A 21,018-nucleotide genomic window follows, 5' to 3' on the forward strand; every position below is an offset into this window, starting at 1 on the left:
TCAAAGGATGGTGTTCACGCCCCTGCCGTTGGTCGACAACTTCCTACAGAACTACCACATCGGGCACGTGCTTGCGGTGTTGCTGATCGGCTCCGTGGTCGGAACGCTGCCGCTGGGCAGTCGGAAGATCGTCGCCATCAACACCACCCTGTTCGGGGTGTTGTTCCTGGCGACGCCGGAGTCGCTGCTCGGCGAGACGCCGTTCATGTTCCGGTTCGTCGGCATCGCGTTGCTCGTGATCGCGCCGATCCTCTTCGTGACGGCGCGCGAGTAACCGCCGAGACTACTCGGCGGCGTCAACCAGATCGTCGTAGCGAGCGCCGGTCTGTTTGAGCGTGCGCTTGCTGTACAGCCGCTCGTGTTCGAACGGGAGTTCGGTGGCTGCGAGTTCGTCTATTTTCTCGTCGACAGCGCTGCTTTCCCGACCGTGGATCATCGTGAAGAGGTTGTACTGCCAGTCCTGGTCGGGTCGCCGCGGCCGGTGGTAGCACAGCGTCACGTAGGGGAGTTCGCCGACGGCGACGCCGCGCTCGTCGAGTTCGTCGTCGGGGACGTCCCAGACGACCATGCAGTTGGCGTCGAACCCGGTGACGACGTGGTTGACGATGCAGCCGACGCGCTTGATGCAGCCGTCGGCCAGCAGGCGCTCGACGGCGTCGAGGACGGCGCTGACGTCCGCGTCGATGTCGGCGGCGATGTCTCGGTACGGCGTGGCGGACAGCGGGAACCCGTCCTGGATCGCAAGCAGGAGCTCGGCGTCGAGGGTGGCGAGGTCGCCGGTGGCGGTTTCGCTGATGCGTGTGGCGTCGACGGCGGTGTGGGCCAGTGACTCGCGGGCGAACCGGTCGGAGTTCACCACGGGGAACTCCAGGTCGATGTAGTAGTCCGTGAGCATCGGGAGGTTCAACACCGCACAGCCGGTGCGGTCGGCGATGTCCGCGAGGATGCTGTCGCGTGTCTCCCGGTCGCCGGCGGTCACGACGAACCACTGGTTGTAGCGGTGGGCGCGCTCGTAGTTGTGGTTCACTTGCTGGTAGCCGTTGATGACGTCGGCCACCTCGTCGAAGCGGTCGTCAGGCGCTGCGACCGCCGCCAGCGTCGAGGAGCCGATAACCGGCGGGTTCAGGACCGCGCCGAAGCGCCGGAAGACGCCGTCGTCACGGAGGCTGCGAACGCGGTCGAGGACGTCCGACGGGGTCGTATCGAGGTCGTCGGCCAGCGCCTCGAAGGGGCGTTCGCGGACCGGGAAGCCGCTCTGGTAGTCGTCGATCAGGCGTGCGTCGGTGTCGTCGATGTGGTCGCGCCAATCACCCGAAACCATCACGGGGAGCTACGACCGCCCGCGGTTACTGTGTACCGGTTCCGGCCGGGCGTACCACGATCTGGGAGGAAGTGCGTGGATTTACCCCGGTGTACGCCCAACCGGCGTGTATGGCAGACGAGTACGGCGAGTGGCCGCTGAAGCGCCTGAACACCGAAGTCGTTGCGTCCGGGCCGAAATCCGCGGGGGACATGGACCGCGAGCAGGCCCGCGAGGCGTTCCAGCGCATTCTGGACCTGAAACCGGATCAGACAACGCTCGGCGCGTTCTGGCTGGCGAACCGCTGGAAGAAAAACAACCCCGAGGAGCTCGGCGCGTACGTCGACGTGATGTACGAGGAGAGCCGGCACACGGCGGCCCCGGACGCGGACCCCGTGGACTGCGGGGCGAACTACGACGGGAAGGCGCGGTCGGCGGTGCTCGGCGTTGCTGCGGGCATCGTCGCCGCCGCCGCCGGAACGCCGATCGTCGTGCATTCCGGGGATCACGTCCCCTCGCAGAAGGAGGTCGCGTACAAGCACGTCCTGGACGCGCTGGGCGTGCGCACCGAGCTCACGCCGGAGGCGTCGGCGCGGATGGTCGACGAGCACGGCTTCGGGTTCTACTACCAGCCGGCGTTCAACCCGACCGTGGACGCCCTGTGGGACCGCCGGGATAAGATGGGCGTGCGGACGTTCGTCAACACCGTCGAGACGCTTGCCAACCCCGCCGACGCGGCCGTCCACCTGGGGTCGTTCTACCACCTGGCGTTCGCCGAGAAGATGGTCGAAACCGTCCGGGAGAGCGAGCACGCCGGCTTCGAGCGCGTGCTCATGTTCCAGGGGCTTGAGGGGTACGACGACGTCCGCCCGGGGTCGACGACCGTCGCCGAGTGGGACGCCGGCAGCGACCTCGCGGATTTCACCATCGAAACCCCCGAGTACGGCATGGACTTCGAGACCGAGGACCTCCACGTCGAGGACGTGGCCGCCGATTCGGCGACGATCACCAAGGACGTGCTGTCCGGCGAGCGCACCGACCAGTTCCACGACGCCGTGCTGGTGAACGCCGCGCTGCGGCTGTACGCGCGCACCGACGTCGCCACGCTCGACGAGGGCATCGAGGCCGCCGAGCGTGTCATCTCCGACGGCACCGCGGAGGCGCTGTTGGCCGACCTGCGGGCGTTCTGAGCGCCGCCACGCGGCGGCGGTCGAGTCGGGAGGGTTTTTCATGCGGCGCGCCGACTGTCGGAACACGATGCCAGTCGACGCCACGGTTCACACGAGCGAGGGCGAATTCGACATCGAACTGTACGACGAGCGGGCCCCCCGCACCGTCGAGAACTTCCTGAACCTCGCGCGCCACGAGCCCGCGGCGGACGCCGACCCGGCGCCGGACACCGTCACCTGGGAGGACCCCGAGAGCGGCGAGATCCGCGGGGATTCGCTGTACGCGGGGGTTTCGTTCCACCGCATCATCGAGGGGTTCATGATTCAGGGCGGCGACCCGACCGGCACCGGCCGGGGCGGCCCCGGCTACGAGTTCGCCGACGAGTTCCACGACGACCTCACCCACGACGGCCCCGGCGTGCTCTCGATGGCGAACTCCGGGCCGGACACGAACGGCAGCCAGTTTTTCATCACCCTGGACGCCCAACCGCACCTCGATGGCCGCCACGCGGTGTTCGGGGCGGTCACTGACGGCATGGACGTCGTCGAAACCATCGGCGATGTCGAGACCGACGCCAACGACGCGCCGGCGTCCGAGATCACCATCGACCGCGTCGAGATCCACGAGTAGACCGCCGACCGAAAGCCGAAAGACCGGTCACGCCCAAGCGTGACCCATGAGCGACGCCGACACCGCGCCGGACCCGAGCGACATCGGCGAAACCGACGCGCCACCGATCGAGGACGCGCCGTACAAGATCATCTTCGAGGCGAACAAATGCTTCGGGGCGGGGAAATGCGCCGCCGTGTCGGCCAACTGGGAGATGGACATCGGCACCGGGCTGGGCGACCCGGTGGCGTACTTCTTCGACGAGGACGACCTCCAGCACAACATCGACGCCGCCGACGCCTGCCCCGCGAAGAAAGGCGACGGCGTCATTCACGTCGTCGACCGCCGCAGCGACGAGGAGATCGCGCCCGACCCCAGCGGGGACGGCAGCCTGTCCGTCGACTGGTAGCGGCGGACGCGGGCAGCGCCGTGTTCGCGCCGCCGCGTGACCGTAACCCACTTCTCCGCGCCCCCACACTACGGAGATGCGAGGGTGGCCGAGCGGCCAAAGGCGGCGGGCTTAAGACCCGCTCCCGTAGGGGTTCGTGGGTTCGAATCCCACCTCTCGCACTCGTTTTGCGAGCGCTGCCGGCGGCGAGCGCCCCAGGCTTCATCGGGGAGCGCTGCGACGGTGCCGACATGTGGAGCACGGAGCCCGAGGACGTGGTCGATCGCCAGATCGCGGCGTACAACGACGGTGACGTGGCGTCGTTCGCCGCGGAGTTCGACGACGACGCCGTCGTGACGACGTTCGACGCACTGGACGGCGACGGCGACCCGATCGCGGTGGGGACGGCGGCGATCGAGGCGGCGTACGGTGAGCAGTTCGCCGAGGCGGCCCCGGAGATCAGCGTCGTGGACCGGGTGAGCTGCGGGCCGTACGTCGTCGACCACGAACACATCACGAACACGGACGGCGGGGAGCGCGATGCGCTGTGCGTCTACACGGTCGTCGAGGGGCTGATCCAGCGGCTGTGGCTCGCCTACGAGTAGCGTCAGGGGATGGTGTCGATGAATCGGTCGGGGTCCTCGTGGAAGATGTCACCCACCACGACCGCGTCGGCACCGGCGTCGAGGATCGCCCGGGTTTGGGTGCCGTTCTGGATGCCGCCGCCGTAGAGCAGCGTGGTGTCTTCGAGGTACTGGGCTGCGGCCTCGACGTCCGCGGGGCCGCCGTAGGTGCCGGAGTATTCGACGTAGAACACGGGGAAGTCGAAAAACGACTCCGTGGCGAGGGCCGCGCCGGCGACCTGCTCGGGCGTGTAGAGGGTGTCGACGCCGGACTCGGCGGCGGCCTTCGAGTCGAGGTTCTGGACCACGTATCCCTCCGCGAGCACGGCGTCGGTGAGGTCGGTGACCGCGTCTCGGCCCTTGGACTCGACGATGTCGCCGACCAGCGGGAGATTCGCCCCGGTGAGCTGCGCTGGCTTGCGGGCGGCCTGCGTGAAGAAGTCGACGTGTTTGTCGACGAAGTTCGCGGAATCGCCGTTGTAGACGGCTGGAACGGCGACGTTGTCGACGGCTTCGATGGTGTCTTTGGAGACGTGGCTGCCGCTGTAGGGCTCCTGCCACACCGGGATGTCGGGGGCTTCGGTGGCGATGCGTTCGATCGTCGCGAGCGTGTTCGACTCCGTGACGCCGTCGGAGCCGCCGACGATCACGAGATCCGTGTGCCCGAGCACGGACGCGTCGTCGGGCAGCGGATCCGCGGGGTCGACTTTCGTGATGTGGGTGACTGACCCCCAGTCGATGGTCATTACCGCGGGTTTGCTGGGGCGTGGGCTTCAGTCCTCCGACCGCGGGGTCGTCACGCGACCAGCAGCCACGCGAGCGCGACCGCGAGCCCGGCACCCAGGAGGTTGCCGAGGGCGTGGCCGGCGGCCGCCACCGGCCGGTCGGCGTCGACGAGCGCGACCACGTCGACGCTGAACGACGCGAACGTGGTGAACGCGCCACACGCGCCCGTGCCGAACAACAGCATGATGTCGGCGTCGGCCGCGGCGAACGTGAGTGCGGCGAGCACGAACGACCCGACGACGTTCACCACGAGCGTGCCCGCGGGGTACTCCGTGGTGGGCGTGGCGGCGACGACGCGCCACCGGAGCACCGCGCCGAGCGCGCCGCCGGCGGCGACGAGCACCGCCGGCGGAACCACCGGGCCGGTCATCGCCGATCACCCCGCGCTGTGGCGGCGATTGCGCGCCCAACGAGCACGCCCGCGAACCCGAGGGCGTATGTCGTGGCGACGTTCGCGGCCATCCAGCGCGGCGCGAGGCCTGCGGTCTGGACGGCGAACGTGCTGTACGTCGTGAACGCCGACAGGCAGCCGGTCCCAAGCAGCGTGTGGGCGTCGGCGGAGAGCGCGCTGTCGGTGGCGGCGGCCTCGTAGGCCAGCGCGCCGAGCGCGAGGCTCCCGGCGGCGTTCGCGGCGAGCGTACCCAGCGGGCCGGCGATCACCTGCGCGACGGTGTACCGGAGCACTGCGCCGACGGCCCCGCCAACGGCGACGAGCGCTGTCGACCGCGCGTCGATCCGGAGTGCAGTCCCCATCGTGGTCCGATTGCGGGTGGGCGCGCGTGTAGCTGTCGAAGCGCCGCGCCGCCAGCGCAACGTCCAAACGGCCCGGCACCGTAGGGGCGGCCAATGGACGAGATCGCCGGTGAGTTCGAGTCTCACGGTCGGTTCCGGGCGGTGGCGGAGGGATCGTTTGCGCCGACGACGAACGACTGGGAGGCGGTGGTTGCCGTGGAGCCGCCGGGCGTCGAGATCGCGGTCGTGGTGCCGACGCTGGACGCGGCGACAACCGAGCAGGTCGCGGACGTGGTCAGCGACGGCTGGTACGAGACCTTCGAGCGCCGCGTGCGGGACGCTGACAGCGTCACGCGCGCCGAGGACGTGTCGGTGTCGGCGGTCACGCGGGCGGGCGGCGAGATCACGGTGACGTTGACGATGGCACCGCGCTCCGGGATGGCCGCCGACGACGCGCTGGCGCTGGTGAACTACGTGGAAGGAACGTGGTTCCAGGGGATCGTGCCGGGCTACGACTACATCGAGGCGGTGCAGGCGATGCGCGAGCAGGCCGCCCAGAACGCGCAGGAAGCCGGCGGAACGCCGCTGTAGGACGGGGTTGGCCGGCCTACATGGAGATGTAGGTTTCGGTGTCTTCGACGCCGCGGCGGTTCTGGATGGGGGCGGTGACGATTTCCTTGACGTCGGCGGGCGTGTCGACGTCGACTTTCGCGATGAGGTCGACGTCGCCGGCGACGATGTGGGCGTTGACGACGCCGTCGATGGTCGCGATCTCGTCGAGCAGTTCCTCCGCACGGCCGGTGTTGGCTTTCACGAGGACGTAAGCGACGACCATTCAGGCCACCTCCGTTGGCGGGGCGTTGCCGACGAGGATCTGGCGGACGCTGTCGAGGGTGTCGAACTCGGCGAGGACCGCGATCCGGTCGCCGGTCTCGAGCGTTTCGCTGGGCAGGGGTAACGCAAGCGAGGCGTCGTGTTTCCCGAACGCGAGCAGGCGCGCGCCCGCCGGGAGCTCCAGCTCGCTGATGCTGTAGCCACGCATGGGGGCGTCGTCGGTGACCGTGAGCTGGACGACCTGGAGGTGTTCGGCGAGGTCGGCGATGGCGGTGACGTTGCCGCCCAGAAGGGCGTTTTTCGCGCCGATCGCGCCGAGGCGCTCGGGGTAGACGATCTCGTCGACCTCGTCGGCGTATTTGCGGTAGATGTCCTCGCGGTAGTCCTCGTCGATCCGGAGGACGGTGCGGCAGTCGTGGTGGTTGCCCACCATGCAGGCGATGAAGTTCGTGTTGAGGTCGCTGGTGAGCGCGCCGATCGCGTCGGCGGTGTCGATGCCGGCGTCCAGCAGGGTGTCCTCGCTCGTGCCGTCGCCCTCGACGACGTCGAAGCCCTCGGTGCGGGCGCGCTCTGCCCTGTCGTAGTCCTGTTCGATGACGGTGACGGCGTGGTCCTCGTTCGTGACGACCCGGGCGGTCCGGGAGCCGACGCGCCCAGCCCCGACGATAACGATGTCCATGTGTTCCAGTACGATATGCCACAACAAATAAGTTTGTGTGATGGTCTCATGCAGCAATGCTTTTGGTGTGTGCCACGGTACAGAGAGGCATGACACGCGCATTCGTCATGGTGAGCGCCGGTGCAGGTGCTGTCGCGGACATCTGCGACGCAGTCACGACAATGGAGGGCGTGACCGATGCCCGCGTCGTGGCGGGCAACTACGACGTCATCGCGGAGGTCGGTGGCGAAGACGTCGTCGATCACATCCTACAGAACGTGTCGACGGAGATCGGGACGATAACCGGCGTGACGGACACGAAGACGTACATCACGCTGGCGACGGCGTGAGCGCGGCGGGCGCCGCGCTCAGAACTCCATCTCCTGTGGGTCGTGGGTCTCCAGCCACGACTCCAGCCACGCCTTCTGGTCGTCGATGCGGGGCGTGCGCTCGGCGTAGACGTGATCGAACAGTTCGTCGACGGCGGGCGCGCCGGCTGCTTCGGCGGTTTCGACGGCGTCGTCGATCTCGTCGGCGGCCGCGTCGAAACACTCCTCGACGAACCCGGCGTCGATGACGCCCTGGTCGTGGAGGTAGTCGGCGTACCGGTCGACCGGATCGGCGGTCCGCCACGCCGGCAGGTCCTCCTCCTCGGGGCGGTACCGGTCGGGGTCGTCGCTGGTCGTGTGTGCGCCCTGCCGGTAGGTCAGGCTCTCGACGAGAATCGGGGTGCCGTCGCGGGCACCAGCCAGCGCGTCGGTCACCGTCTCGTAGACGGCAAGCGGATCGTTGCCGTCGACCTGCACGCCCTCGAAGCCGTAGGCGTCGGCCTTCGCCGCGATGGAGTCGCTTGCCGTCTGGCGTTCCCGGGGCAGCGAGATCGCCCAGTTGTTGTTCTCACAGAAGAACACCACGGGCGCGTCGAACACGCCCGCGAAGTTCATCCCCTGGTGGAAGTCCCCCTCGGAGGTTGCGCCGTCCCCGAAGTACGCCAGCGACGCCTGCCCGCTGTCGGTGTAGGACATCGCCATCCCCGCGCCGACCGCGTGCGGGATCTGGCTGGCGATCGGGACGGCCTGCGGGAAGACGTTGTGGTCGTGGTCGGAGTGGAACTCCGCGCGCCCCCGCCGGAAGAGCAACAGATCGCTTGCGGGGACGCCACGGGCGAGCTGCATGGCGTTGGAACGATACGTGGGGAACAGCCAGTCGTCGCCGGCGAGAGCGTGTGCCGCCCCGACCTGCGACCCTTCCTGTCCTTTGAACGGTGGGTATCCGGGCATCCAGCCGCGGCGTTGGAGGGCAAGCGCGCGCTCGTCGAAGTGCCGGGCGCGAACCATGTCCCGGAGAACAGCGCGCGCTTGCTCCTCACTCACGTCGACAGCGTGGAGATCACGGGCCCCGATGACGCGGTGCATATCCGGCCGGACTGTGGGCAGGTACTTACCGATAGCGAAAAGCCCCACGAGGCAGTACACCCGGTATGGTTTCGGCCGCCACCGCTGCCGGTGTTGCCCTCATCGTGGTCGTGCACGCGGCGATCGCGGCGTTCGCCGCGCGGTTCTTCCGCATCACGCTGAACACGCGACTGGGGGCGGTGATCTACACGCTCGTACTCGTGCCCGTTGTCTACGTCGTCACGACGATCCTGTTCGGAGTGCTTGGGGTTGGCGCGGGCACGTTCGCGGATCCCGGATCGCTGATCGTCACCACGTGGGCGTTCCCGTTCTTCCTGGGGTGGTCGGTGCATTTGTTCTGGCTGCCGCCGGTCGAGGAGTTCAGCGACCGCACGGAGAACACCCGACAGTAGGGCGGCGCACTCACGCCCAGGCGTCGTCCGGCAGCGCGTCGGCGAGCGCCGCTTCGGCGTCCGCGATCACGGCCTCCGGGGACTGTGTGGCGTCGATGCGGACGAACCGCTCGGGGGTGTAGTCGATGAGCTGCTCGTAGTTCGCCCGGACGTCGGCGAGGAACGCGGCGGTCTCGAACTTGTTGGTTGCGCCGGACCGCGCGGCCCCCGTGTCGGGGTCCACGTCGAAATAAAGGGTCACGTCCGGGGGGCGCGTCCAGGGCTGGTGGATGCCCCGGACGTACTCCATGGCGCGCGGGACGGTGTCGGCCAGCGTCGCGCCCTGGTAGGCGTACCGGGAGTCCGAGTAGCGATCCGAGATCACGACATCCCCGCGGTCGAGCGCCGGAGAGACGACACGCGAGAGGTGGTCGGCGTGGTCGGCGGTGAACAGGAACAGCTCGGCGATCGGGTCGGCGTCGGCCGCGGATTCCGACCGCCGGACGGCCTGGCCGTACTGCGAGTCCGTCGGCTCGGCGGTGAACGTGACGCCGTCGTCGTGGGACGCTCGAAGCGACTCCCAGACCGTGGTCTTCCCGCTTCCGTCGAGTCCCTCAAGCGTGACGAGCATACCCGAGGTGACGGCCAGCGGCGTACAAACGCCCTTCGGATCGGCGGTCGGCGGCGTCGTTGCATACTTTTACGATGGCCGCGTGTGTGTGTGACAGTATGGACGTGTTGGTTACTGGCGGGACGGGGTTCATCGGCACACACCTCTGTCGAGAGTTGGACGATCGCGGCCACGACGTGACGGCGTTCGCACGGGAGCCGGCTGACGCGGCCCTCCCGGCGGACGTCACCCGCATCGTGGGCGATGTCACGGTCAAGGAGACAGTCGCGAACGCGATCGACGGCCACGATGCGGTGGTGAACCTGGTGGCGTTGTCGCCGCTGTTCAAGCCCTCCGGCGGCGACAGCCGCCACCTCGACGTGCATCTCGGCGGCACCGAGAACGTGGTTGCAGCGGCGTCGGAGGCCGGCGTGGAGTACATCCTCCAGTTGTCAGCCCTCGACGCCGACCCCACGGGACCGACCGCGTACCTGCGGGCGAAGGGGCGCGCCGAGGAAGCGGTGCGGTCGTCGGATCTCCACCACACGATCGTGCGGCCGTCGGTCGTGTTCGGTGACGGCGGGGAGTTCGTCCCGTTCACGAAGCAGCTCACGACGCCCTACGTCACGGGACTGCCCGGCGGCGGCGCGTCGAAGTTCCAGCCGATCTGGGTCGGTGACCTCGTGCCGATGCTCGCGGACGCCCTCAGCACGGAGGCCCACTGGGGGGAGACCTACGACATCGGCGGCCCGGACGTGCTGACGCTGGCGGACGTGACCCGGATGGCGTATCGCGCGGCCGGGAAGTCGGTGCGCGTGCTTCCGGTGCCGATGCCGTTGGCTGCGGTGGGGCTGACGCTCGCGGACCCGCTGCCGTTCGTGCCCATGGGTGCCGACCAGTACCGGTCGCTGAAACTGGACAACACCACCAGCGCCAACGACGTGACCGCGTTCGACGTGGACCCGTCGACGCTGCGGACGCTGGCAGCGTACCTCGGTGTCGAATGATGAGAGAACAGTTACATGAATGCCGTCTGATGCGGGGCGACGGCGGGCGACCAGAACGGGCGTGTAGCGGGCGTACTGGGCGTCCAAGCGGGCGTCTGACGCTCGTCTGCAAAAGCCTTATACAGCCGTTGGCGCTTTACCTTGGCAAGGATTCCGCATGAAACTGGCAATGATCGGGTTCGGTCAGGCGGGCGGGAAAATACTCGACAAGTTCATCGAGTACGACGAGCGCCACGGGTCGGACATCGTGCGCGCCGCCGTCGCCGTCAACACCGCCAAGGCTGACCTCATGGGCTTGGAGCATATCCCCGAAGAGAACCGCGTGCTGATCGGGCAGTCGCGCGTCAAGGGACACGGGGTCGGAGCGGACAACGAACTCGGCGCGGAGATCGCCGAGGAGGACATCGACGAGGTACAGGGGGCCATCGACTCCATCCCCGTCCACGAGGTCGACGCGTTCCTCGTGATCTCGGGGCTGGGCGGCGGCACCGGCTCGGGTGGGTCGCCGGTCATCGCGAAACACCTCAAGCGCATTTACACGGAGCCAGTCTACGGGATCGGCGTGCTGCCCGGGAGCGACGAGGGTGGCATCTACACGCTGAACGCGGCGCGGTCGTTCCAGACGTTCGTGCGGGAGGTGGACAACCTCCTGGTGTTCGACAACGACGCCTGGCGGAAGTCCGGGGAGTCCGTGCAGGGCGGCTACGACGAGATCAACGAGGAGATCGTCACCCGGTTCGGCATCCTGTTCGGCGCGGGCGAGGTCGAGCAGGGCGGCGATGTCGCGGAGTCCGTCGTCGACTCCAGCGAGATCATCAACACGCTGGCCGGCGGCGGCGTGTCCACGATCGGCTACGCCTCCGAGACGGTGGACAACAACAGCGGCGGTGCCGGCAGCGGGCTGTTGTCCCGGTTCACCGGCGACGACGACGAACTCGAGGACACCGCCTCAACGACCAACCGCATCACCAGCCTCGTGCGGAAGGCCGCGCTGGGGCGGCTCACGCTGCCGTGTGAGATCGAGGGCAGCGAGCGCGCGCTGCTGGTCACGGCGGGCCCGCCGAAGTACCTGAACCGGAAAGGCATCGAGCGCGGGCGGAAGTGGCTCGAAGACCAGACCGGATCGATGGAAGTCCGGGGCGGCGACTACCCGGTGTCGAACTCCGATCAGGTGGCCTCCGTGGTGTTGTTGTCGGGCGTCAACGACGTCCCGCGCATCAAGGAGCTTCAGGAGGTCGCCATCGAGGCCCAGGACAACATCGACGAGATCCGAGAGGAAAGCGAAGATAACTTAGAAGAGTTAGTCGAAGACGACGAGGATGAGCTCGAGCCATTATTCTGAGCTCGGGGCTGTCCTCGCTGTCGTGGCGCTGCTTGCAGTGGCAGCGACACCGGCGGCTGCAGTGTCGGTCAGCGGGGACGAGCCGAGCACGGTGCAGGTCGGCGAACAGCAATCGACGACGTTCGAGGTCGCGGAGCCGTTCAGCGACTACGAGGAGTGGACGCTGCGCGCGGAGACCGACCTCGAAAACGTCACGTGGACGATCCAGACGTTCGACAACGCCGGCAATCAGGTCGACGAGGAGACGCTGACCGGACAGGCCATAGAGTACGACTTCGACGCCGCGACGGCGGTGACGCGTGCGGACGTCCAGATCGAGGGGACGACACCGGGAACGGAGACGTTCCAGTGGAGTTACGACCCCGAGCAGACGGTGACCTACGCGTCCTTCGAGCAGACCCAGCGCGGGGGCTCGACGAGCCAGATCGGATCGGCCTTCGAGACGCGGCCGTACACGACCGACAGCCGGGAGGCTCGCAGGGCGATCGATGACGCGGAGGCCGCGGTCGAGCGCGCGACCGACGCTGGCGGAAGCGTCACGGGCGCGGAACGCGACGTGCGCGACGCCATCGAGTTCTACAACGCCGGCGAGTTCAGCCAGGCGGTCACGAACGCCAACGAGGCCGAGAGCGCCGCGAGCAGCGCACAGAGTTCGGCCAAGCGCACCCGGCTGTTGATGTACGGCGGCGCTGCGGTTGTGGTGTTGCTGGTGCTCGGTGGGCTCGGCTACTGGTATCTCCAGCAGCGTGACACCTACGACAAGCTGGGGTGATGCGGACGGTCGTGCCGTTCGACCCTCGGGATCCGAAGTCGCGGCTTGCGGAGTTCTTTGCGGACGCCGAGGAGCGGCGTGGGTTCGCGTACGCAATGCTTGCAGACGTGCTTGGGGCGGTGCGGGACGCGGGCGGCGACCCGGTGGTGGTTGCGACGGCTCCGGTGTCGCGGCCCGTCGACGCGCCCGTGACCGTTGACGACCGCGCGCTGTCGACGGCGGTGGCGGCCGCGATCGCCGACGGGCCGCTCCCGACGGCGGTCGTGATGGCGGACCTCGCGCTCGCCACGCCGGACGCCATCCGGCGGGTGTTCGCCGCCAGCGGGGACGTGGTGCTCGCGCCCGGCAGCGGCGGCGGCACGAACGTGGTGCTCGCGCGGACGGCCGACGTGCCGGTGTCGTATCACGGCGTGTCGTTCCGGGATCACGTGACGGCGGCCGAGCGCGCCGGGTTGACCGTCACCACGGTTGATTCGTTCCGGCTGGCGGCCGACGTCGACGACGCGTCGGATCTCGTGGACGTGTTCGTGCACAACACGCGCCGGACCCGGGAGTGGTTGATCGCCGGCGGGTGGCGGCTCGCGGTGGACGACGGCACGCCAACCGTGGTCCGGGAACCCAACGACTAACCGCGCGACGGCCGGACGCGTTGGCATGAAGTGGCGTCTGGATGTGGGGGTGTGCCGTGACTGAGACACAGTTCGGCGGCGACGAGTACGACGTGTCAGTGTCGGTCTCCGAGGCCGCCGTGGAGCGCGCCCTCGACGTGCGTCCGGCGGACGTGGCGCCGGCGTCCAGTCTCACGTTCGCGCGCAACGTCTTCGTGCCGCTGACGACGGCGTGTCGGTACACGTGTACGTACTGCACGTACTACGACGTGCCCGGTGAGGCGTCGTTGTTGACGCCGGAGGAGATCCGCGAGCAGTGCCGTGTTGGGGCCGATGCGGGCTGCACCGAGGCGTTGTTCACGTTCGGCGACCAGCCCGACGACCGCTACACTGCGATCCACGAGCAGCTCGGCGAGTGGGGCTACGACTCCATCCACGAGTACCTGCGGGCGGCCTGTGAGATCGCGCTCGAAGCGGGGCTGTTGCCCCACGCCAACCCCGGCGATCAGACGCGCGCACAGATGGCCACCGTGGCCGACGTGAACGCGTCGATGGGGGTGATGTTGGAGACAACGGCTGACGTACAGGCCCACGGCGGCCCACGCGCGAAATCCCCCGAGCAGCGCCTGCACACGATCGACGTGGCGGGCGACCTGGGCGTGCCCTTCACCACGGGCGTTCTCGTGGGGATCGGCGAGGACTGGCGGGACCGCGCCGAGAGCCTGCTCGCGATCCGGGCGCTGCACGAGCGCCACGACCACGTCCAGGAGGTGATCGTGCAGCCGGTGCGTCCGAACGCGCGCTGGCAGGGCGAGCCGCCGGGCGCGGAGACGATGCGTCGCGTGGTGGCGATGGCGCGGGCCGTGCTCCCGGCCGAGGTCGGGGTGCAGGTGCCGCCGAACCTGACGGACGTGCGCGGGCTGGTCGACTGCGGCGTGGATGATCTGGGCGGCGTTTCGCCCGTGACCAAAGACCACATCAACCCGGACTACGCGTGGCCGGCCCTCGACGAGCTGTCGGCCATCGCCGACCACGCGGGGGTGCCGTTGCGCGAGCGCCTGCCGGTGTACGAGCGGTTCTTGCCCGCCGACGGCGGGACCGCCGGTGACGGCTGGGTGAGCCAGCGCATCTGGCGCGCGATCGAGGACGGCGACCGGTACGAGGCGGTGCGCGCGGAGTGACGGCGGTTAGTCGCCGGCGCTGTGGGGTGGCGTGCCGGCGCGCTCGGACACCAGGGGCGTGCCGTCGGCGTTCGGTCCGACGTGGGGGCCGATGGTGTCCGCGTCGGGGTTGATGACGTGCCGAGTCGTGTAGTCCGTGGAGCGCTCGACCGGCGTGCGGCCGATGGCCGAGATCATCTCGGCGTAGTCGGCGACCGACCGGAACTCGCCGTGTTGGCCGCCGGCGCGCTTCGTGATTTCCTCGCTGAGGATCGTGCCCATGAAGTCGTCGGCGCCGCAGTTCAACAGCGCCAGTCCCTTCGCGTCCCCGAACTTCACCCACGACGACTGGATGTGGTCGATGTTGTCGAGGAACAGCCGCGAGACGGCGATCATGAGTTCGTCTTCGGCGTCGCTGGCGCCGCCGTCGACGACGCCGCGCTCGTAGAGGGGGGTCTGCTCGTGGATGAACGACAGCGGGACGAACTCCGTGATGTTGTGGGTGCGGTCCTGGAGGGCGCGGATCACGTCGAGGTGGTGGATGCGGTGGGCGGCGTTCTCGACGTGGCCGTACATGATGGTGGCGGTCGTTCCGAGGCCGGCGTCGGCGGCGGCTTCCATGGCGGCGACCCACTCGTCGGTCGTCATTTTGCCGGGACAGATGACGTCCCGGACTTCGTCGACGAGGATTTCGGCGGCGGTGCCGGGAACGGTGTCGAGGCCGGCGTCGGCCAGCGTCTCGTAGACCTCGTCGTAACCCCAACTCACCCCGCGCTGGGCGTGGTGGGCTTCCTCGGGCGTGATCGAGTGGACGTGTGCGCCGGCCTCGCTCATCGCCGCGATCTGCGCGGCGTACGTCGTCGGGTCCGTGTCGTACGCTTCGGGGGGCTTGTAGTTGTGGTCGGGGTCGTCGGGGTCGAGGGCGTCGCGGTGGGCCTCGTTCAGTCCGAACGCCGGGTGCAGCCCCGAGACCGACGTGACCTCGGAGACGCCGCGTTCGACGGCGTCCGCGACCGTGGCTTTCGATTCGGCGGGCGTCTTGGTGAAGCCGCCGTGAGCCGCCTCGTGCTCGGTTTCGAAGCGGTGGGCGGTGTCTTTGAAGTTGCAGAACAGGCAGCCGGTGTTGCAGGCCGTGGTGACGTTGTTGTTGAGGTTGGCGACGAACGTCACGTCGTCGCCGACCACGTCGGCCCGGCGGCGGTCGGCGGCCTCCAGGACGAGTTCCTTGCGTCGCGGGTCGATGCCGTCGGTGTCGGTGCCCGTGGTGATGAGTTCGATGCCGTCGGCGACGGTGAGGCGGCGGCCGTCACGGGCGTTCGCCAGCGCGTTCTCGAACGACTGGTCGGTGCTCGGGACCACGTCGAAGTCGAGAGCGCTGGCGTCGGTCATTGTCGATGGCACCGGTTGCACGGGCAAAAACCCTGCCACAGCGGCAGCCGGATCCGTACGCAAATTCGTGGACAGACTGCGCGCAGACGAGTGGCGTGTACGCACGCAAGTGAAAGATTGATGGGGTGGGGTCCCAGGCATAGTGGTATGGCGAGCGTCAAAGACCGCCGCGTCGAGTCACCAGCAACGGACACCGACCTCGGGCGGGGTGTCTTCGAGTTCAGCGACCGGTATTCGGTGTTCGACTGGGGGGAGATGCCCGACCACGTTCCGGGCAAGGGGGCCAGCCTCTGCACCATGGGGGCGTACACGTTCGAACAGCTCGCGGCCGCGGGCGTCCCCACACACTACCAGGGCGTGCGGACGCCGGGTGGGGAGACGGTGCGCCTGGCGGACGCCCCCGAGGCACCCACCCAGATGGTGATCGACCTCACGCAGGTGCCCACGCTCCCGTTCGAGGACGGGAACTACGACTACGACCGGTACCACGACGCCGGCGGCAGCAACTACCTCGTGCCCCTGGAGGTGGTGTTCCGGAACGCCGTGCCGGTCGGCTCCAGCCTCCGGACGCGGTGTGCCCCCGCGGACGTCGGGATCGACGCCGACGAATGGCCCCAGGGACCCGTCGAGTTGCCGGAGACGATCGTGGAGTTCTCGACGAAGTACGAGGAGCAAGACCGCTATCTGTCCCGGTCGATGGCCGACGAGATCGCGGGCGACGCCGACATCGCGGAGCTGGACGCGCTCGCGCGCCGCGTGAACGAAACCATCACCGACTGCGCGGCCGACGCCGGCTTCGTCCACGACGACGGCAAGCTCGAATGCGTATACGTCGACGGCGAGGTGCGGGTCGCGGACGTCGCCGGGACGTTCGACGAGAACCGCTTCCGGTTCGACGGCCGAGAGGTCTCCAAGGAGGCGGTGCGGCAGTTCTACAAGCGCTCGGCCCCCGAGTGGGTCGGCGCCCTCAAAGACGCCAAGCGGGCGGCAGACGAGCGCGGCGTCGCCGACTGGAAGTCCCTCTGTGAGCCGTCCCCCGACCCGCTGCCGCCGGAGATCCTGCAGGCCGCGGCGGACCTGTACGCCGCGGGCGCGAACCGCTACACGGCCCGCGAGTGGTTCGACGCGCCGCCGCTCGGCGACGCGCTCGACGCCTTCGAGTGATGCGGCGGCGGTCGTCGTGGTCGCGGTGTCCTGCATTCTGGCTGGCGGTTTGAACGGAACCTCTGTGAAACGAGTGTTGGAGACGCCTATCAGAATGTCTGAGCTAAACAGTTCCAGATCTCACCTACAGAATCATGATTGATGTTCCGATGAATTCAGAGCGGTTTCGAATTTGACACCCGGAAAAGTAAATCAGGAAAGGAAAGACAACATCAAAATATAGTGGAACATTTTGGCATTAAAGAACAAAAGAAGCCGAGGATGATTCTATTGTGATATTACCATTGTGCATGACGTGCATCTGTTTTCACCAGTATGTTCTGGTTGACGAAGAGCATCAAATAGCCCGGAGGACATAACAGACGAATCAAACGCCCGCCATTATTTACCCCACCAGCTATTCAAAGATTCGGACGTAAAATTTCAGCGATATGATTAATCATTAAGTCCTTTAGTGTATAGAATAAGACCCTCACGGCACCACCACCACTTTTTTATTGTCCAGCAGCGAGCAGAATATATGGTCGAATTGAACACTTGGTTGAAAAATAACCCCCTCTATGGGAGCCTAGTGTTTGGAGGGATGGTACTCATCAGCGTCTTCATCTGGAGTGTTATCGCCAATTATCCAGAGCCAGCAATGAAGACCGTTACCGACCCAGACACCCTAACTATTTCTCTAGCTGTAACAGTATTATCTTCAGCAACATACGTAATTTTCTCGTCTAAATACGGCTAATTACCAATAGAGGCGATATACCAGATCTACCCACAGACGAAGAGGAGAACTCTATTTACCGGCGACTTGGGTGCAATAAATGGGAGGAATCATGGATAGATACGCACATACAGTTCCACTTACGGGCTGTCTCGTTGTACGCTAATCATCACGAAAGCGGCACTCGGAGACAAGGCCGTACCGGGTTTCTCAAGCGACTAGAACGGATTAGCGACATTGTCCGAGAGTTCACCCGTCAATGTGACTTTGAATGCATCCTGATAGCCAGAGAATGTCAATCTGTACGACAGGAGTTGGCCTCCTTTCGCAGTAGACCGAGGAGGATGAAGAATAGGATACCACCCTGGTTAGTAAAACAATGAACAAGCCAGTTACCGCCGATATGAACCGGATGGATTAGACAAGGAGCTGAGAATATACAACGGAAGTGACTTTGGTGGACTGGAGAGGTCTTGAAGCACGCAACAGTCATCGACGCGGCCACCGGCCGGAGTTCGCGAATCGGCGTCCAGACGCCCGACGACGAGGACGACGAGGACGAGCAGCGGGCGCGCGGCGTCGGCTGGCTCCGGGCGGTCCGTCGTTGGTTCGGCGTCTGAAGCGCTCCGGTTCGTCGGTTTCCCGGGCGGACACCGACAGACGAAGCCGCTTTACGCCCGCGAGTCCTCGTCGCGGGCAATGAGCGAGCCGAGCGCGGACGTCTACGAGCAGGGGCGCGGGATGGACGCCCACAACAAGGTGATGCGGGAGTTGCGGGACGAGAAGGGCGCCAAAGACTACGACCCCCGGGAGCCGACGCGGGTCTGGCTGGACGAGGACAACACGCCGGACGGCGTCTACAACAGTCTCACGATCATCCTGAACACGGGCGGGTGTCGGTGGGCGCGGGCCGGCGGCTGCACGATGTGCGGGTACGTCGCCGAGTCCGTCGAGGGTGGCTCAGTTGCCCACGAGGACCTCCTGGCGCAGATCGACGAGTGCCTCGCCCACGAACGCGCGGAGGGCGACGAGCAGGCCGGGCTCATCAAGATCTACACCAGCGGGTCGTTCCTCGACGAGCGCGAGGTGCCCGCCGAAACCCGGCGGGCCATCGCCGAGACGTTCGCGGACCGCGAGCGCATCGTCGTCGAGAGCCTGCCGGATTTCGTGGATCGGGAGAAGATCACGGATTTCACCGCGGTCGGCCTGGAGACGGACGTGGCCGTCGGCCTGGAGACGGCGACCGATCGGGTGCGCCACGACTGCGTGAACAAGTACTTCGACTTCGAGGACTTCGAGGCCGCCTGCGCGGAGGCGCGCGCGGCGGACGCCGGCATCAAGGCGTACCTCCTGATGAAGCCGCCGTTCCTCGCCGAGTCGGAGGCGATCGCGGATATGCAGTCCTCGATCCGGCGGTGTGCGGCCGTCGATGGCTGTCACACGGTGTCGATGAACCCGACGAACGTCCAGCGGTACACGATGGTCGACCAGCTGCATTTCCGCGGTGGCTACCGGCCGCCGTGGCTCTGGAGCGTCGCCGAGGTCCTGGAGTCGACGGCGGACGTCGACGCCATCGTGGTCTCGGACCCGGTCGGTCACGGCAGCGACCGGGGGGCGCACAACTGCGGGGAGTGCGACGACCGCGTGCAGAAGGCCATCAAGGACTTCGACCTGCGCCAGGACCCGTCGGTGTTCTCGGAGGTCGCCTGCGAGTGCGAGGCCACGCACGAAGCGGTCGTTGAACGGGAGACGGCCTACAACCTCCCGCTGGCGGAGTGAGTGCGGTCAGAGTGACAGCGCCGACTCGCCGGCCAGCAGCCGGTAGCTCTCCAGGGTGCCCGCCATCGAGGGGGCGTCGTCGTCATCGTGCCGTTGCGTGCCGTAGTCCATCCACTGGCCACGCGTGTAGCTGTACATCTCGAAGCCCGTGGCCGTCTCAACGACGACGTCCACGACCGCGTCCGCGGGGGCGTCGTCGGGAACGACTGTGGAGCGGACGCCGTCATCGTGGTCCATCACCCAGACGGCGCGGGCGTCCGCGGTGTCGTCGAGGCGGGCGCGGGCTTCGTCGGGTGACAGCGGGCGGGCGGGCCAGTCGTCGCCGGCCGGTTGTGGGGCGTCCATGCGCGACCTACGTGGGGATGCCGTATCGGCGTTTCCCCGACGGCGTTACTCGGCGAAGTAGCTCGTGAAGAACCCCGAGAGGAACGCCGACACCGCGACGGCCAGCGTGACCTGTTCGAGGTCCCAGGGGCCGTCGTCGGCAGCGTACACGGTGGCGGCGACACTGACGACGAGCGAGACGATACCGTTCGTGACGTGTTTTTTGACTGCCATATGTGGTATTGGGGGGACCAGGGTCTACACTGTTTCGGTGGCGGGTGGAAGCGCTACGCGAACGCGCCGAGGATGCCCTGGCCGTCCGTGGCACCGAGCGCCGGGAGCGTCGCGCGCTCGGGGTGGGGCATCATGACCGCAACGTGGTCGCGGTCGCCCGTGACGCCGGCAACGGCGCCCGTCGATCCGTTCGGGTTCGCCGCCTCGGTGACCTCGCCGTCGGCGTTGCAGTACCGGAAGAGCACGCGGTCGTCGGCCACGAGGTCCGCGTAGGCGTCGTCGTCGATTTCGAAGCGTCCCTCGCCGTGCGCGATGGGGATTTCGAGGACGTCGCCCTCGCTGTAGGCGGCCGTCCACGGCGTGGTGGCGTTCTCGACGCGGAGGTGGACGCGCTCGCACTGGAAGCGCGCGCTGGCGTTCGTCGTGAACGCGCCCGGCGCGAGGCCGGCCTCGCAGCCGATCTGGGCGCCGTTGCAGACGCCGAGAACCGGGACGCCGTCGGCGGCGAGCGCGCGGACCTCCGCCACGACCGGCGACTGGGCGGCCATCGCACCCGCGCGGAGGTAGTCGCCGTACGAGAACCCGCCGGGGACGACGACGCCGTCGGTGTCAGCGGGAAGCCCGTCGTCGTGCCAGGCGACCGCGGCGTCGACGCCGAGGTGGGCGAGCGCCCGGACGGCGTCGCGGTCGCAGTTCGAGCCGCCGAAGCGAACGACTGCGACCGTCATTCGCGGGCTTCGACCGCCACGTCGTAGTCGTGGATGGTCGGGTTGGCGAGGAGTCGGTGGGCCATCTCGTCGGCGCGCTCGGCGGCCGCCTGTTCGTCGTCGGCGTCGAGGTCGATCTCGAAGCGGTCGGCCGACCGGAGCGCGTCGAGTTCGAACCCGAGGCGTTCGAGGGCTTGCTGGGTGGTTTCGGCCTCCGGGTCGAGGACGCCGTGTTGGAGTCGGACCGTCACCGTGGCGGTGTACGCGGTCATCACATCGGTGTGGACTTTCGTGTGCAATCACTCTTTTGGAACGCTA

The 21,018-nt window shown here is 67.5% G+C and carries 30 protein-coding genes and 1 tRNA gene; 18 read left to right on the forward strand and 13 right to left on the reverse strand.

Annotation, left to right across the window (positions count from 1 at the left end):
- Positions 1-7 precede the first annotated feature (7 nt).
- Complete coding sequence (locus ACOZ32_RS01660; RefSeq protein WP_010903401.1) at positions 8-274, forward strand: hypothetical protein; 267 nt, start codon at positions 8-10, stop codon at positions 272-274.
- 9 nt (positions 275-283) lie between these two features.
- Here ACOZ32_RS01660 and ACOZ32_RS01665 read toward each other — a convergent pair whose 3' ends face one another.
- Positions 284-1,321, reverse strand: coding sequence for an Lrp/AsnC family transcriptional regulator (locus ACOZ32_RS01665; RefSeq protein WP_010903402.1), 1,038 nt, complete (start codon positions 1,319-1,321; stop codon positions 284-286).
- A gap of 110 nt (positions 1,322-1,431) precedes the next feature.
- Between ACOZ32_RS01665 and ACOZ32_RS01670 the strand changes: the two genes are divergently transcribed.
- The 5 genes from ACOZ32_RS01670 to ACOZ32_RS01690 all read left to right on the forward strand — a co-directional run bounded on the left by ACOZ32_RS01670 (position 1,432) and on the right by ACOZ32_RS01690 (position 4,072).
- Complete coding sequence (locus ACOZ32_RS01670) at positions 1,432-2,490, forward strand: anthranilate phosphoribosyltransferase (protein WP_205251011.1); 1,059 nt, start codon at positions 1,432-1,434, stop codon at positions 2,488-2,490.
- 67 nt (positions 2,491-2,557) lie between these two features.
- Positions 2,558-3,100, forward strand: coding sequence for a peptidylprolyl isomerase (locus tag ACOZ32_RS01675; RefSeq protein ID WP_012289404.1), 543 nt, complete (start codon positions 2,558-2,560; stop codon positions 3,098-3,100).
- A 46-nt stretch (positions 3,101-3,146) separates the two neighbouring features.
- Positions 3,147-3,488 carry a ferredoxin gene (locus ACOZ32_RS01680; protein ID WP_424334877.1) on the forward strand — a complete coding sequence of 114 codons (342 nt, stop codon included), beginning with the start codon at positions 3,147-3,149 and terminating at the stop codon, positions 3,486-3,488.
- A 78-nt stretch (positions 3,489-3,566) separates the two neighbouring features.
- Positions 3,567-3,649 (forward strand) — tRNA-Leu (locus tag ACOZ32_RS01685).
- A 69-nt stretch (positions 3,650-3,718) separates the two neighbouring features.
- Positions 3,719-4,072 (forward strand): nuclear transport factor 2 family protein, encoded by a 354-nt coding sequence (locus ACOZ32_RS01690; protein ID WP_205251012.1) that lies wholly within the window; start codon positions 3,719-3,721, stop codon positions 4,070-4,072.
- A 2-nt stretch (positions 4,073-4,074) separates the two neighbouring features.
- Here ACOZ32_RS01690 and ACOZ32_RS01695 read toward each other — a convergent pair whose 3' ends face one another.
- From ACOZ32_RS01695 to ACOZ32_RS01705, 3 genes are read right to left on the reverse strand one after another with little or no spacing between them, the layout of a single operon-like run.
- Positions 4,075-4,836: a heptaprenylglyceryl phosphate synthase gene (locus ACOZ32_RS01695; protein ID WP_010903407.1), complete on the reverse strand. Its 762-nt coding sequence runs from the start codon at positions 4,834-4,836 to the stop codon at positions 4,075-4,077.
- Positions 4,837-4,886: 50 nt separating this feature from the next.
- A complete protein-coding gene (locus tag ACOZ32_RS01700) occupies positions 4,887-5,246 on the reverse strand; it encodes a fluoride efflux transporter FluC (protein WP_205251013.1) in 360 nt (119 codons plus the stop codon).
- Positions 5,243-5,629, reverse strand: coding sequence for a fluoride efflux transporter FluC (locus ACOZ32_RS01705; protein WP_424334878.1), 387 nt, complete (start codon positions 5,627-5,629; stop codon positions 5,243-5,245). Before ACOZ32_RS01705 ends, ACOZ32_RS01700 begins: the two co-directional genes overlap by 4 nt.
- 93 nt (positions 5,630-5,722) lie before the next feature.
- On the opposite strand from ACOZ32_RS01705, the gene ACOZ32_RS01710 reads away from it, so the two are divergent.
- Complete coding sequence (locus tag ACOZ32_RS01710) at positions 5,723-6,199, forward strand: DUF5813 family protein (protein WP_205251015.1); 477 nt, start codon at positions 5,723-5,725, stop codon at positions 6,197-6,199.
- Between the two features lie 16 nt (positions 6,200-6,215).
- Here the strand turns inward: ACOZ32_RS01710 and ACOZ32_RS01715 are convergent, their stop codons facing one another.
- Entirely contained in the window at positions 6,216-6,443 is a 228-nt protein-coding gene (locus ACOZ32_RS01715; protein ID WP_010903411.1) for an Lrp/AsnC family transcriptional regulator, read from the reverse strand.
- Positions 6,444-7,121, reverse strand: a complete 678-nt coding sequence (locus ACOZ32_RS01720; protein WP_205251016.1) for a potassium channel family protein — start codon at positions 7,119-7,121, stop codon at positions 6,444-6,446.
- A gap of 89 nt (positions 7,122-7,210) precedes the next feature.
- On the opposite strand from ACOZ32_RS01720, the gene ACOZ32_RS01725 reads away from it, so the two are divergent.
- Complete coding sequence (locus ACOZ32_RS01725) at positions 7,211-7,450, forward strand: Lrp/AsnC ligand binding domain-containing protein (RefSeq protein WP_012289406.1); 240 nt, start codon at positions 7,211-7,213, stop codon at positions 7,448-7,450.
- An 18-nt stretch (positions 7,451-7,468) separates the two neighbouring features.
- Here the strand turns inward: ACOZ32_RS01725 and ACOZ32_RS01730 are convergent, their stop codons facing one another.
- Complete coding sequence (locus ACOZ32_RS01730; protein WP_049892524.1) at positions 7,469-8,515, reverse strand: thiamine pyrophosphate-dependent enzyme; 1,047 nt, start codon at positions 8,513-8,515, stop codon at positions 7,469-7,471.
- Between the two features lie 65 nt (positions 8,516-8,580).
- Between ACOZ32_RS01730 and ACOZ32_RS01735 the strand changes: the two genes are divergently transcribed.
- Entirely contained in the window at positions 8,581-8,907 is a 327-nt protein-coding gene (locus tag ACOZ32_RS01735) for a hypothetical protein (RefSeq protein WP_285271531.1), read from the forward strand.
- A gap of 10 nt (positions 8,908-8,917) precedes the next feature.
- Here the strand turns inward: ACOZ32_RS01735 and tmk are convergent, their stop codons facing one another.
- A complete protein-coding gene (gene tmk / locus ACOZ32_RS01740; protein ID WP_010903416.1) occupies positions 8,918-9,517 on the reverse strand; it encodes a dTMP kinase in 600 nt (199 codons plus the stop codon).
- A 98-nt stretch (positions 9,518-9,615) separates the two neighbouring features.
- On the opposite strand from tmk, the gene ACOZ32_RS01745 reads away from it, so the two are divergent.
- The 5 genes from ACOZ32_RS01745 (at position 9,616) to cofG (ending at position 14,406) form a co-directional block, all read left to right on the forward strand.
- Positions 9,616-10,503 carry a complex I NDUFA9 subunit family protein gene (locus tag ACOZ32_RS01745; protein ID WP_235157684.1) on the forward strand — a complete coding sequence of 296 codons (888 nt, stop codon included), beginning with the start codon at positions 9,616-9,618 and terminating at the stop codon, positions 10,501-10,503.
- Positions 10,504-10,660: 157 nt separating this feature from the next.
- Entirely contained in the window at positions 10,661-11,845 is a 1,185-nt protein-coding gene (locus ACOZ32_RS01750; RefSeq protein WP_012289408.1) for a tubulin/FtsZ family protein, read from the forward strand.
- Entirely contained in the window at positions 11,823-12,617 is a 795-nt protein-coding gene (locus ACOZ32_RS01755; RefSeq protein ID WP_205251019.1) for a hypothetical protein, read from the forward strand. Before ACOZ32_RS01750 ends, ACOZ32_RS01755 begins: the two co-directional genes overlap by 23 nt.
- Positions 12,617-13,246, forward strand: coding sequence for a 2-phospho-L-lactate guanylyltransferase (cofC, locus tag ACOZ32_RS01760; RefSeq protein WP_010903420.1), 630 nt, complete (start codon positions 12,617-12,619; stop codon positions 13,244-13,246). The genes ACOZ32_RS01755 and cofC overlap by 1 nt, the downstream gene beginning before the upstream one ends.
- 41 nt (positions 13,247-13,287) lie before the next feature.
- Positions 13,288-14,406: a 7,8-didemethyl-8-hydroxy-5-deazariboflavin synthase subunit CofG gene (cofG, locus tag ACOZ32_RS01765; protein WP_205252124.1), complete on the forward strand. Its 1,119-nt coding sequence runs from the start codon at positions 13,288-13,290 to the stop codon at positions 14,404-14,406.
- Between the two features lie 6 nt (positions 14,407-14,412).
- Here cofG and cofH read toward each other — a convergent pair whose 3' ends face one another.
- The gene (gene cofH / locus ACOZ32_RS01770) at positions 14,413-15,774 is read right to left on the reverse strand and encodes a 7,8-didemethyl-8-hydroxy-5-deazariboflavin synthase subunit CofH (RefSeq protein WP_205251021.1); all 1,362 of its coding nucleotides are present in this window, start codon (positions 15,772-15,774) and stop codon (positions 14,413-14,415) included.
- Between the two features lie 147 nt (positions 15,775-15,921).
- Between cofH and ACOZ32_RS01775 the strand changes: the two genes are divergently transcribed.
- From ACOZ32_RS01775 to ACOZ32_RS01790, 4 genes are all read left to right on the forward strand, one after another.
- On the forward strand, positions 15,922-16,938 hold the full coding sequence (locus tag ACOZ32_RS01775) for a phosphoribosylaminoimidazolesuccinocarboxamide synthase (protein WP_205251022.1): 1,017 nt from the start codon (positions 15,922-15,924) through the stop codon (positions 16,936-16,938).
- A 520-nt stretch (positions 16,939-17,458) separates the two neighbouring features.
- Entirely contained in the window at positions 17,459-17,677 is a 219-nt protein-coding gene (locus ACOZ32_RS01780; RefSeq protein WP_205251023.1) for a hypothetical protein, read from the forward strand.
- A gap of 452 nt (positions 17,678-18,129) precedes the next feature.
- Positions 18,130-18,276 (forward strand): hypothetical protein, encoded by a 147-nt coding sequence (locus ACOZ32_RS01785; protein WP_205251024.1) that lies wholly within the window; start codon positions 18,130-18,132, stop codon positions 18,274-18,276.
- Positions 18,277-18,355: 79 nt separating this feature from the next.
- Positions 18,356-19,435, forward strand: a complete 1,080-nt coding sequence (locus tag ACOZ32_RS01790) for an archaeosine biosynthesis radical SAM protein RaSEA (RefSeq protein ID WP_205251025.1) — start codon at positions 18,356-18,358, stop codon at positions 19,433-19,435.
- Between the two features lie 6 nt (positions 19,436-19,441).
- Here ACOZ32_RS01790 and ACOZ32_RS01795 read toward each other — a convergent pair whose 3' ends face one another.
- The 4 genes from ACOZ32_RS01795 to purS are packed head-to-tail and all read right to left on the reverse strand — an operon-like array spanning position 19,442 to position 20,972.
- Positions 19,442-19,780, reverse strand: a complete 339-nt coding sequence (locus tag ACOZ32_RS01795) for a hypothetical protein (RefSeq protein WP_205251026.1) — start codon at positions 19,778-19,780, stop codon at positions 19,442-19,444.
- A gap of 45 nt (positions 19,781-19,825) precedes the next feature.
- The gene (locus tag ACOZ32_RS01800; protein WP_010903427.1) at positions 19,826-19,993 is read right to left on the reverse strand and encodes a hypothetical protein; all 168 of its coding nucleotides are present in this window, start codon (positions 19,991-19,993) and stop codon (positions 19,826-19,828) included.
- Between the two features lie 53 nt (positions 19,994-20,046).
- Complete coding sequence (gene purQ, locus ACOZ32_RS01805; protein WP_010903428.1) at positions 20,047-20,721, reverse strand: phosphoribosylformylglycinamidine synthase I; 675 nt, start codon at positions 20,719-20,721, stop codon at positions 20,047-20,049.
- A complete protein-coding gene (gene purS / locus ACOZ32_RS01810; RefSeq protein ID WP_010903429.1) occupies positions 20,718-20,972 on the reverse strand; it encodes a phosphoribosylformylglycinamidine synthase subunit PurS in 255 nt (84 codons plus the stop codon). The genes purQ and purS overlap by 4 nt, the downstream gene beginning before the upstream one ends.
- Between the last annotated feature and the right edge of the window lie 46 nt (positions 20,973-21,018).

The organism is Halobacterium sp. MBLA0001, assembly GCF_049705385.1.
Lineage (GTDB): Archaea > Halobacteriota > Halobacteria > Halobacteriales > Halobacteriaceae > Halobacterium > Halobacterium salinarum.